Annotated in this window: 16 protein-coding genes; 14 read left to right on the forward strand and 2 right to left on the reverse strand. The window is 46.3% G+C overall.

Annotation, left to right across the window (positions count from 1 at the left end; all coding sequences use genetic code 11):
* Nucleotides 1-24: 24 nt before the first annotated feature.
* From MKY95_RS09110 to MKY95_RS09155, 10 genes are all read left to right on the forward strand, one after another.
* The gene (locus MKY95_RS09110) at nt 25-945 is read left to right on the forward strand and encodes an SDR family oxidoreductase (protein WP_256721248.1); all 921 of its coding nucleotides are present in this window, start codon (nt 25-27) and stop codon (nt 943-945) included.
* 214 nt (nt 946-1,159) lie between these two features.
* Nucleotides 1,160-1,741: a DJ-1/PfpI family protein gene (locus tag MKY95_RS09115; protein ID WP_076252496.1), complete on the forward strand. Its 582-nt coding sequence runs from the start codon at nt 1,160-1,162 to the stop codon at nt 1,739-1,741.
* Nucleotides 1,738-2,316, forward strand: a complete 579-nt coding sequence (locus MKY95_RS09120; protein WP_076318288.1) for a GNAT family N-acetyltransferase — start codon at nt 1,738-1,740, stop codon at nt 2,314-2,316. The genes MKY95_RS09115 and MKY95_RS09120 overlap by 4 nt, the downstream gene beginning before the upstream one ends.
* The gene (locus MKY95_RS09125) at nt 2,313-3,197 is read left to right on the forward strand and encodes a serine/threonine-protein kinase (RefSeq protein WP_076318289.1); all 885 of its coding nucleotides are present in this window, start codon (nt 2,313-2,315) and stop codon (nt 3,195-3,197) included. Before MKY95_RS09120 ends, MKY95_RS09125 begins: the two co-directional genes overlap by 4 nt.
* A 247-nt stretch (nt 3,198-3,444) precedes the next feature.
* Nucleotides 3,445-3,657 (forward strand): hypothetical protein, encoded by a 213-nt coding sequence (locus MKY95_RS09130; protein WP_339198347.1) that lies wholly within the window; start codon nt 3,445-3,447, stop codon nt 3,655-3,657.
* A gap of 2 nt (nt 3,658-3,659) precedes the next feature.
* The gene (locus MKY95_RS09135; protein ID WP_076318291.1) at nt 3,660-4,376 is read left to right on the forward strand and encodes a GNAT family N-acetyltransferase; all 717 of its coding nucleotides are present in this window, start codon (nt 3,660-3,662) and stop codon (nt 4,374-4,376) included.
* Entirely contained in the window at nt 4,376-4,594 is a 219-nt protein-coding gene (locus MKY95_RS09140; RefSeq protein WP_076318292.1) for a hypothetical protein, read from the forward strand. Before MKY95_RS09135 ends, MKY95_RS09140 begins: the two co-directional genes overlap by 1 nt.
* Nucleotides 4,595-4,661: 67 nt before the next feature.
* Nucleotides 4,662-5,048, forward strand: coding sequence for a hypothetical protein (locus MKY95_RS09145; RefSeq protein ID WP_036610226.1), 387 nt, complete (start codon nt 4,662-4,664; stop codon nt 5,046-5,048).
* A 247-nt stretch (nt 5,049-5,295) separates the two neighbouring features.
* Nucleotides 5,296-6,078, forward strand: a complete 783-nt coding sequence (murI, locus tag MKY95_RS09150) for a glutamate racemase (protein WP_339198352.1) — start codon at nt 5,296-5,298, stop codon at nt 6,076-6,078.
* Nucleotides 6,079-6,102: 24 nt separating this feature from the next.
* Entirely contained in the window at nt 6,103-6,654 is a 552-nt protein-coding gene (locus MKY95_RS09155) for a histidine phosphatase family protein (protein ID WP_076318294.1), read from the forward strand.
* 68 nt (nt 6,655-6,722) lie between these two features.
* Here the strand turns inward: MKY95_RS09155 and MKY95_RS09160 are convergent, their stop codons facing one another.
* Nucleotides 6,723-7,085, reverse strand: a complete 363-nt coding sequence (locus MKY95_RS09160; RefSeq protein WP_036610220.1) for a DUF423 domain-containing protein — start codon at nt 7,083-7,085, stop codon at nt 6,723-6,725.
* A gap of 64 nt (nt 7,086-7,149) precedes the next feature.
* Nucleotides 7,150-8,079 carry a type I pantothenate kinase gene (gene coaA / locus MKY95_RS09165; RefSeq protein ID WP_076318295.1) on the reverse strand — a complete coding sequence of 310 codons (930 nt, stop codon included), beginning with the start codon at nt 8,077-8,079 and terminating at the stop codon, nt 7,150-7,152.
* Between the two features lie 195 nt (nt 8,080-8,274).
* On the opposite strand from coaA, the gene MKY95_RS09170 reads away from it, so the two are divergent.
* The 4 genes from MKY95_RS09170 (at nt 8,275) to MKY95_RS09185 (ending at nt 11,103) form a co-directional block, all read left to right on the forward strand.
* Entirely contained in the window at nt 8,275-9,063 is a 789-nt protein-coding gene (locus MKY95_RS09170) for a DUF3891 family protein (protein WP_036610214.1), read from the forward strand.
* 238 nt (nt 9,064-9,301) lie between these two features.
* Nucleotides 9,302-9,811 carry an 8-oxo-dGTP diphosphatase gene (locus MKY95_RS09175; protein WP_076318296.1) on the forward strand — a complete coding sequence of 170 codons (510 nt, stop codon included), beginning with the start codon at nt 9,302-9,304 and terminating at the stop codon, nt 9,809-9,811.
* Between the two features lie 359 nt (nt 9,812-10,170).
* On the forward strand, nt 10,171-10,668 hold the full coding sequence (locus MKY95_RS09180) for a GNAT family N-acetyltransferase (RefSeq protein ID WP_036610208.1): 498 nt from the start codon (nt 10,171-10,173) through the stop codon (nt 10,666-10,668).
* Nucleotides 10,669-11,103 (forward strand): NUDIX domain-containing protein, encoded by a 435-nt coding sequence (locus tag MKY95_RS09185; protein WP_076318297.1) that lies wholly within the window; start codon nt 10,669-10,671, stop codon nt 11,101-11,103. It abuts the gene before it with no gap.
* The last annotated feature ends 194 nt before the right edge of the window (nt 11,104-11,297 follow it).

An 11,297-nucleotide genomic window follows, 5' to 3' on the forward strand; every position in this document is an offset into this window, starting at 1 on the left:
TTACCGAGGAAAGAAGGTCACACCGTGACAGTAGAGGAAAACTTAACAGAAGCCGGACAGGGACGGATTAATGCAGGTTCTGATGTAGTGAAAAAGACGAAGGAAGGAGCTAACGCTCCGGTGGCCTTAATTACGGGTACATCCAGTGGTTTTGGTATGCTCACCGCAATCACCCTTGCCAAGCAGGGATATCGCGTTGTTGCTACAATGCGTGACCTGAGTCGAAGAGAAGAATTGGTGAAACTGGCTGAACAGGCGGGGTTAGCTGAACGTTTACAATATGTGCAACTGGACGTGACCGATACTGAATCAGTGCAGAAAGCCGTGGGGTCCGTACTTCTTAATAATGGTCGAATCGACATGCTGGTGAACAATGCGGGATTTGCGGTGGGCGGGTTCATTGAGGAAGTGTCAATGGAGGATTGGCGGCGCCAGATGGAAACGAATCTGTTTGGATTAATCGCTGTGACACGTGCGGTCCTGCCTGTGATGCGTGAACAGAAGCAGGGGTTAATTATAAATTTGTCCAGCGTCAGTGGGTTGTCCGGTTTTCCAGGGTATGCGCCATATGCTGCCTCCAAATTCGCTGTGGAAGGATTCACGGAAAGTTTGCGGCATGAGATGTCTTCGTTCGGTGTTCGGGTGGTATTAGTTGAGCCTGGCTCTTATCGCACACCGATCTGGAATAAAGGTTTGGGTGAGATTCACCGGAGCGAGGACTCTCCGTATAAGCATAAGCTGGACGCGGTTCTTCGTTATTCCAAACATGCGAGCGAGACGGCACCTGATCCACAGGAGGTAGCCGATCTGATTGGCCGAATTGCACGGATGCGTGCACCAAGACTTCGATATGCGCTCGGAAAAGGTTCGCGTGTGCTCATCATAGGTAAAGCACTGCTACCGTGGAAGTGGCTGGAGTGGATCATCGCCCGTGGATTAAAATAGAGATAAGGTACGAGTCACGATTGCGTAATTTCCGAAAAGGAGAGATTAGCCATATTCGAATTTATCGTCATTATTTTACTTCTTGCGATTGTGGGTCTGCTCTTTCATATCAATAGCAAGCTGCCAGCGCGTGACCGGGTGAAGGAAGCAATGGAACGGGATCGGAATCAGAAACATAATCAGGATGCTCCAAATTAAAACGCGGAGGTTACCAATGAAAATGGCATTCGTTTTGTTTGATGGACTGACTTTCCTTGATTTTGCAGGATTTTATGATGTGATCAATCGGTTGAATTTCTTTGAACCTACCAAAGGAACGACGTGGGAAACCTGTGCAATGACAGACCAGGTCACGGATGAGTCTGGTCTAACATTGAAGGTGGATCGAGTGAAGCCTGACCTATCGGAATATGATCTCGTGTTTATCCCCGGAGGCATGGGAACGCGCAAGCTTCGATATGACGAGACCTTTGTAGGTTGGCTGAAACAGGCTGAGTCTGTGCCTTTGAAGGTTTCGGTGTGCACAGGCTCTCTGCTGCTGGGTGCAGCTGGTTTCTTATCCGGCAAAAAAGCAACAACACATCCCCGTGCATATAATTTGCTTGAGCCGTATGTCACCGAGGTGATCCAGAAGCGGATTGTAAAAGATGGAAATGTAATTACTGCCGGTGGTGTGGCCACGTCCATTGACCTTGGGATTTATGTTGTTGGGTTGCTTGCAGGACAGGAAGCGGCAGCGAATGTAAAACTTCAGATCGATTATCCTTATGAGATGCAGGGAGTGGTCGAAGAATGAACGAAGATCGAAAGCAAGAGTCCTATACCATTCGCAATATTCAGCGGGATGAAGCAGACATCTACTGGCCTTTGCGACTGGAAGCACTGAAAACACATCCTGAAGCCTTTGGGGCTTCGTTTGAGTTGTCCATTCAACTCCCCATGAGTGAAGTGCAGGAGCGCATACATAATGAACCGGATGATTATATTCTGGGAGCATACACAGAAGAAGGAACCTTGGCGGGAATGATGGGTTTCAAAAGGGAACACGGCCTGAAGCTCAGGCACAAAGGCATGATCTGGGGCGTCTATGTTGCTCCGCCGTATCGGGGAGGTGGGCTGGCTTCGCTCTTGCTCCGCGAGGTGCTGGATCGGGGAAGATATCTGGAAGGCATCAAGCAGATTAATCTGAGTGTAGTTACAACCAATGAATCAGCCAGACGTCTATACGAACGATATGGATTTGAAGTATACGGCATTGAGCGAAATGCATTGGTAGTCCATGGTCAGGGATATGATGAGGCGCTTATGAATTACTTTTATGCTGAGCACTCAACATTGGATGAAAATATCACCACAGGAGGAGTCCGATGACAGATCATGTTGAACTTGGTATCGACGGTGTTTCCTTTGTTTTAAAAGAGTCTCATTCTTTCGATTGGTTACAGCCATTGGGTACGGTCTTTCGCGTATTCGATCAGCAGGATTCAGGGAATATCTCCTTCGGTATTGTGCAAAAGGATGGAAAGCGATTGTTCGTTAAATATGCGGGAGCACATACAATTCATGCGAATCATACGGGAAGTCCCCCGGAAGCCATTCTTAATCTGAAATCATCTGTTTCCGTTTACGAAGATTTGGCGCATGACACGTTGATTCGACTAACGGATCATTTTGCAACGGATGAGGGGTATGCCTGTGTATTCGATTGGGTGGATGGGCAGTGTCTGCACTCCCATTGGTATTTTCCGCCTCCGGCCAAATATGAAGATCCGCGTTCGCCCTACTATCGGTTCAGACAGCTTCCTGTTGAGACACGCATTCGGGCAATGGAGCAGATTCTGAATTTTCATATCGATGTGGAACGGAGAGGTTATGTGGCTGTTGATTTGTATGATGGCAGTCTGATCTATGATTTTGACAAACATGCGATGAAAATTTGTGATATTGATCTGTATCGGAAGGGCTCTTTTACCAATACCATGGGGCGTATGTGGGGATCTTCCCGCTTTATGTCTCCTGAGGAATTTGAGTTGGGTGCACCCATAGATGCGGTTACCAATGTATTCAACATGGGGGCAATGGCGTTTGGGTTGCTTGGTGGGGAGAAAGATCGTTCCTATGACAGATGGGATGCCGGAGAAGCATTTTATCAGGTTGTGATACGTGCAGTGAGCGATGATCGGTCCGAGCGGTACGCATCGATTGCGGAACTTGGTGAGGCCTGGAAACAAGCTGTGATTAAAGGTCAATGAGTGAGTGGTGGAATTTTCGCAAATATGCAAAATCCATTCGTAAGTGTGTGTGAAATCCCGTATAATGGAAATTATTAAGGGGGTGCAGATGATGTGCAGATATGCCTTGTCAGGACCATATAAAGACATCTATGCATGTTTCATTTGTCGCAAATCATTTAAACAAGTTTCCAGACATGACCTGAGCCCTGAGGTGGTGGCACAACTTGAATATAAATGCCCGCAATGTGCCACATCTATGGTTAGCATGGGACACGATTTCCAGGCGCCCAAGCAAAATGATACCAAACAATGGACCAAAATAATGATGCTGTACCGTCATGGTTATACCTATCATAATTGCGGGTGCGGGGCTGGATATCGTCCTGCAGAATTACGTCAATTATCCGAATTTCTGGAGCAGCAGGAAGCTGGTAAAGGCAGTGTAGGCGAACGATTATTGCAAAGGTTAACTTCATAGTTATGGTTCCAAAATCCAACCTGTCGTCTATGGGAATGTTGAAAATACAGGTGAGTACTTTATATACGATCAACGAGCAGCAGCGTCTATTAAGCATCAACGAGCCGGGTGGTGGGCAGGCTCCAGCCATTTTTATAGGCATGACTTCTGCTGGTTCACTGATCTATTATCATGAGCAGTTACCGCCGAATCTAATCGATGAGTTGGGTAAGGATAGCGAGCTTCCATTGGATATTCCGAAACTGATTCGCAAGGTGGAAACCTTTGAGCCAGTTAACCGTGTGTGGATGGGACCCGCCTATGCTTTTCCTGAGATATCTCACGAGTGGAATCAGAAGGTTCAGTTGATTGGTCAGGAGCAGTATTATTTGCTGGCAGAGCATTTCCCTGAATTAACAGACTACTTGTATGAAAAAAGCCCTGTTGCCGCTTATGTTATTGGGGATTCTGCTGTGGCAGTGTGCTGCTCCGCAAGGTTTTCCGATCATGGGGCGGAAGCGAGTCTGTATACGGCACCCGGTTATAGAGGACATGGATATGCAGCGGAGACGGTAAAGTGCTGGCAGTATTATGTCAAGGAGCGTGGACGCATGCCAATCTACAGTACATCTTGGGATAATCTCGCTTCACAGCAAGTTGCCCGTAAACTCGGATTAATTCAGTTCGGTGCGGATTTCAGTATCACAACTGTGGATTTGAGGAAGGACTGTGATGTCTGATGATCCGCACTTTCGTACAAAAGGATCTGCAGTATGTCATTGAAGCACATATCCGAATCTATCGAAACGAGTATAATTATGATCATAGCTTTGCTGAATTTATCACCAATGGCGCGCGTAGATTATATCAATCTGTGGGCTTTGAAGTGAAGGAAGTCCGCAAGCAGATGTTGTCAGGTCAGGAGCTTACCGAAGAACAATGGGAACTTGTTCTGTAGTTGGCCGGGGGCTTGAGCATGAAAGCTGAATCTGTTGCGTTAACTCGTTGGTGAAAGGAGTGGTACAGTGAATCGGAGAAGACTGATTCTGGGTTTGTTATCCGTATGCACAGCATTGACGGTAGCAGCATGTTCGATTCGGACAGAAGACCAAGCATTAACAGCATCGATTGAAAGCAACCTGCAGCAGATGGTTAGCGACCCTGTCCTCCTGACCAGCAGCAATCCGAATGATTATATTGCTGGTAACCGGGAGGCTTACGACGACATCTTGAATACGGGGGAGGCAGGACTGCCTTTCCTGCTACAGCAGCTCGAATCCAGTCCGGATAATGGTCTCAAGGAATGGATCATGGCTCAGGCAAGTACTGAACTGCTTGGAGAGCTTAACCCTGTAAAGGCGTGGCATAGTGGCAAGGACTGGCTCAGACAGTATAAAATGAGCGTAGAATAATGGCTTATCTTCTCTATAGTACCTGACTTAGCGGAAGTAATGGAGGGGGCGGAATCGATTCTGAAGAAGCGATAGCGTTCGGCTTAGTCAGCGATCAGAAGAACGATCCGTAACCGGAATGGTTCCCGCAAGCCGTCAAGCACTGTAGTGTGTGATGAGCCGGAAGTACAAACCTCACCTCCAGTCAGCATGAGCAGCATTGAGAGGTTCTTGGAACCCGAAAGAATACATTATAGAGGTGAAATCCTTGACTAAAAAAATTGCTTTTTTTGATTCAGGCATCGGTGGTTTGACCGTTTTGCATCAGGCATTAAAACAGTTTCCGGAAGAAAAATTTCTGTATTATGCGGATACTTTACATGTCCCGTATGGAACCAAGTCTGCGGATGAGGTTAGAGGACATATTTTTGATTGTGTGGAAGCCATCGTTCAGGAGGATGTCCAGGCAATCGTGATTGCTTGTAATACAGCAACAAGTCTGGCTGTGAAGGATCTGCGCGCCAAGTATGATATCCCGATCATTGGCATGGAGCCTGCGGTGAAACCAGCCGTGGAGATGAATCGTGATAGTGGTAAGAGAGTGCTTGTATTTGCCACGGCCCTCACCTTGAGCCAAACCAAGTATAACGAACTGGTATCACGTGTTGATGATCACCACAGTGTGGATTCCATTGCGCTGCCGGAACTAGTGGAGTGGTGTGAACAGCTGGATTTTGATCCGGGCAAAATCGCTGATTATTTCCGGTTCAAGCTGGCAGATCTCGATCTTCATATGTATGGCACAGTGGTGCTTGGTTGCACGCATTATCCATACTATACGTCCATTCTGCGCACGGTTCTGCCAGATCATATACAGATTATTGATGGCAGTACAGGCACGGTAAACCATCTGAAGCAGCGGCTTGGACTGGTGGCTCAGCATGGAGACAGAACAGGGGAACAGGTCACTTTCCTCAGTTCATCAGGCCGACCGGAAGAGCAGGAGAAGATGTCCAGTGCACTCCAATATCTTGAGATGAACTCCAAGTAAGTTACACCATAGGAGGTGATAGCTATGCAGTCCATTTATCTTATCCGTCACGCCAAGGCCACAGGGCAGGAACCCCATGCAGAGCTTACAGATGAAGGGATCAGGCAGGCCGAAAAACTTGCAGATATCCTGGCTCATCATTCCATAACGTATATTGTCTCCAGTCCATGGAAAAGGGCCGTTCAGACCGCTATGCCCCTGGGCATAGCAACGCTGCAACATATACATACGGATGAACGTCTCCAGGAGAGGATACTTAGCTCTCTTGATCTGCCAAACTGGATGGATGTACTGAAACGTACATACGATGATGTGGATTGGGTGGAAGAAGGCGGGGAATCTTCGAGAAACGCGGCTGCAAGGGGGCTGGCACTACTGGAAGAGTTGTGGAGCAGACCGGAACAGCACGGGGCCGTGGTTACACATGGGAACTTGTTATCACTGCTTATTCGTGAGTATGAACCATCCTTTGGTTATGAAGAGTGGAGCAAACTGTCTAACCCGGATGTGTATGTGCTGGAGAGACAACGACCGGATGCAGGGCTGTCCACCATTCGAAGAATCTGGACAGATTAAACAGCAAAAGAGTGCTCCAGCGATATTATATCAGCCAGAACACTCTTTTCGTTTATCCACGGGGCATACTACAATGCAGCAATCATGATCATAACCCATCCAGCCAAAAATGCGACTCCGCCAAGTGGGGTAACGGCTCCCAATTTGCGAACACCCGTCACACTTAAAACGTACAGGCTGCCAGAGAACAGGATAATCCCGGCGAACATCAGCCATCCGGCAAGCATGACGAGTGAAGAGGATTCAAGACGGTCTGCCAGCAGTCCGATCAGGATGATGCCCAGTCCGTGGATGAGGTGATATTGAACACCGGTTTCATAGATTTTGATCATGTCAGCCGATAGTTTGCGCTTGAGCGCGTGTGCGCCAAAAGCACCCAATGCAACAGCCAGGAACATCATAATACTGCCGAGTATAATCAGGGTTTGCAATGTGTTTTTCTCTCCTTTTAAGGGTAATTAGATATAACATCAAAGTGTACTGCACGAGTGTTGTCTACAGTTTGCGCAATTGAATCTGCCCAATGGAGTGATCGGCTTCCTTTTTCAGAATCAGTCTGGCACGTCCTTTGGTTGGCAAAATGTTTTCATGCAGGTTTTTGGCATTGATATCTTGCCAGATCTGGTTGGCCGTACGCACGGTTTCTTCTTCATCGATATTGGCGAATCGTTGATGGAAAAAGGAATCCGTGTTCTGGAACGCTGTATTGCGGAGTAGCTTAAAACGCTCAACGTACCAGTGCCTTATATGTTCTTCTTCCGCATCAATGTAGATGGAAAAATCGAAGAAATCACTAACCAGCAAAGGCGTTTCCTTTTTGATCTGAAGTACATTGATACCTTCAATAATGAGAATATCCGGTTGACAGATCTGCTTCTCTTCTCCTTGAATGACATCGTAGGCGAGGTGAGAGTAGACGGGTGCTTTCACTTCGGGTTTGCCAGATTTCACATCACCCATGAACTGAATCAGGGATTTGATATCATAACTTTCCGGGAATCCCTTGCGGTTCATGATGCCCTTCTCTTGCAGCACCGCATTGGGATATAAGAAACCGTCGGTTGTGACAAGGTCAACCTTCGGGCTATTCTTACCTCTGGCGAGCAGTGCCTGTAGTAAGCGGGCCGCTGTACTTTTGCCCACGGCAACACTCCCCCCGATTCCAATGATGTAGGGAGTGGGGAGGGCTTCTTTTTTCATAAAGGAGGCCGTCAGTTGATTCAGCTCTCGTGAAACTCTTGCATATAGGTTAATAAAGTGGGTAAGAGGCAAATATATATCTTCGACTTCTTGAATCGATACCTCTTCATTCAATCCCTTTAACTGTTCTAATTCGGCTTCCGTCAGTGGAAGAGTGGTCTGATGTTCTTTAAGTTCAGCCCATTCCTTGCGGTTAAACTCGATGTAAGGAGAGTATAAATTCATGAGATCCCGCTTTCTGTATGTAATATAATTGTGGACACAATCTTTAGTGTATCAAATTTCAGGAAACTGACAACACCTTTACATTGTGCCTTTCATAATGCCTTTCGTCAAAATGGAGCGAAAAACAACTTACTAGGAAAGTTTAACCCAATTTATGTTAAAGTCAACGTATACCATGCGGAAGGGTGACAGCACATGATCGTATATGAGAGAGAGCATGATTTTGTTTTGACCGCACAGCATGAGCATGGATTAGTAGCCGGAGAGATGGCTTCCCACTGGAAAAATGAATTATTATCCGATGCTGCGCATCGGGATGAATTGATTCTAGCGGCCAAGGAACATGACCGTGGCTGGATTGAACTGGATTCGTCTCCGTTCTGGAATGATTACAGTCAATCGCCGTATTCGTTTCGTGACTTTCCATTGCGTCCGCGTTTTGTATTCTACCATAAAGGGATTGAAGAAGTTCGTCAGAAAAACCTCTACGCCGGATTATTGTGTAGCTTGATGTACACGGAGCTATTTCAGAAAAATCTGGGGGCCAATGCTCAGGATGATGATGACATCCGAGATTATCTGCAACAAGAACACGAACGTCAGCTGGATTGGGAGAAACAGCTTGGTGGTGATGCTGAAGCACTGAAACAGAGGCTGCAAAGTGATGTGGAGATCATGCTTTTCTGTGATCAGCTCAGTCTGTTTCTCTGTATGGAGGAACCTGGAACACCTGCTGCGCGTTATGATTTTTTTGCAGAAGGACTCAGTTGTACATTTGATGCCTGTTCCAGACAACCGATTCAGGCAGAGTGGTTATCCAATGAAAAAGTAGGCCTGTCTTTTTTCCCGTTTGATGAGGACTTTACGATCGTTTTACCATATAAATCGGTACCAAAGGCAAGTATCCGCAAATTTGGTATGCAACAGGCTTATCGCCGGGCTGAATGGAAGGAACGCCGGGTGTTGATTACGGAATTGAACTGAGAACTGGAAACTCCAGGCTTGAGGAAATAGCAGCATAGAATATAACAAAACAGGCGGGCTTCTGATGTACAGGTGTACAGGGCGTCCGCCTTTCGTATGCATATATATCATCATAGACTATAGTGTGAGACCGGTGAAAATACGAATGAATCAGAGTGGGAATAAAGAAGGAAAACACATGTTATTCCCAGAAATGTTAGTGTACAGCAGAGAAGCGCGCGTTAGCAGGAGGACGAATATGGATACTAGAATAGAAATATTAACGATGTGTATGGTATGGGACAAAATGAATGATCAGGTGTTGTTAATGAATCGGCCGGACCGCAAAGGATTTCCGGGATACATCGCTCCTGGGGGAAAGGTAGATTTTCCGGAGAGTATCGTGGATGGTGCCGTGCGGGAGGTTCTGGAGGAGACGGGGCTAGTAGTTAATGAGATTACGTATAAAGGTCTTGATGAGTTTTGTGATCCCGAACAAGGATTGCGGTACATGGTATTTAACTATTTGGCGACTTCATTCGAGGGTCAGTTATTGCAAGATCCGCCCGAAGGCGAACTGTTATGGGTGCCTATGAAGCGGGTTTTTGAGCTGCCTATGCAGGATTGGTTCGCTGAACGTTTCCCACGTTTTTTCCAAAAAGGCACTTTTGAGCGGAGTGTGATCTGGGAGAAGTCATCCGGCCGTACGTTGCAAGAGACATTTATGGTGTATAGCGATTCCGTACTTGAACAGAGTGTGACCCGATAAGTTAAACCGTCAGAAGGAGGAAAAATCATGGGATACCAGCATGCCCTGCAAGGATACAGTGCGGCGACGCTTGATGGGGAATGGAAATTAATTCATGAGCATTTAAGCTTGGGTTAGGATAAAAATAATGCCTCAAAATGTATCATCCATATCTATATATTTATATCCAAATATTATGATATAATGAAGTTTACTATTTTTATAGGAGATGACTAGTCTGTGGGTAATAGTGTGTGATTAATAGATTGAGTAAACTAGTTTGTTGAAATGAAGAATGATATATTTGTAGATTTGCCATACATAGGCTTCTGCAAACAGAACGTAAATGAATATTGTACGATGAAAAGGTGGAGATTGGCATGAAATTGTCGTTCCGGATTTTGGACTGGGAAGAAGAGAGACCCTACGAACTTTTGTTGATGGCTGATCCTTCAAAAGCAATTGTGGATGAATACCTGAGTCGGGGTGTTTGTTTTATTGCCGAGTATGAAGGAGAGATGGTTGGGGAGTTCGTATTGTTGAAGACTCGTCCAGAGACTGCGGAGATTGTTAATATTGCCGTACAGGAAGAACTGCAGGGACAAGGTGTAGGCAAACACATGATTAAGGAAGCGATGGAAGCTGCACGTAGATTGGGATGCCGAATTCTCGAGATTGGGACGGGCAACTCCAGCTTTCATCAATTGAAGTTATACCAACGTTGCGGTTTCCGCATTATCGGGGTTGATCGTGACTTCTTTGTGAGGCATTATGAGGAAGAGATTATTGAGGATGGTATCCGCTGTGTGGATATGATCCGTATGGCCATAGATCTGGATGCTGTTACAGAGGATGAAAACGAAAGGAAGAGTCCTTAAGTGAATCGGCATACACATATTGGGGTATATGGCTTGGTAGCTTGGGAGGGCCAATTCCTGTTGATTCATAAGGCTCGCGGAGCATATCAGGGGCAATGGGATTTACCAGGCGGAAGGCTGGAATTTGGCGAGCAGCCAGAGACTGCTCTTCATCGTGAGATTGAAGAGGAGACGGGCCTGACCCATCTACAAGTGATGATTCGTTCTGCGGAGTCTACGGTACTGGAATGGGTGTATCAAGGTGAGCCGGAAGAGTTGCACCATATCGGGATGTTGTATGATGTTGTTTTGACCGCAGCCAGTCAGCCGGATCATATCAAAAAAGAACCCGATGGTGAAGATTCGTTGGGCGGGGACTGGTTTACACTGGAGCAAGTTAGAGATCTTTCCCTAACGCCGTTTGCAGAGTATATGATTAGCAAAAGTACATCTTGATGTGCATCCTCAACTTTATTGTTAACTTAAATTTGATGAATCCAAAGAAGCTGCTCGGATAATTTATGTCTGGGCCAGCTTTTTGCTGTGGGTCTCCTGAAGAAAACCCCAATTATTTGTTGAATGTGACGTCAAATGGTTAATGTTTAACTTGACGGTTTGTTTTTGCACATAATGGACCACAATTCAATTAA

It is taken from the genome of Paenibacillus sp. FSL P4-0176 (assembly GCF_037975265.1).
Taxonomy (GTDB): Bacteria; Bacillota; Bacilli; order Paenibacillales; family Paenibacillaceae; genus Paenibacillus; species Paenibacillus amylolyticus.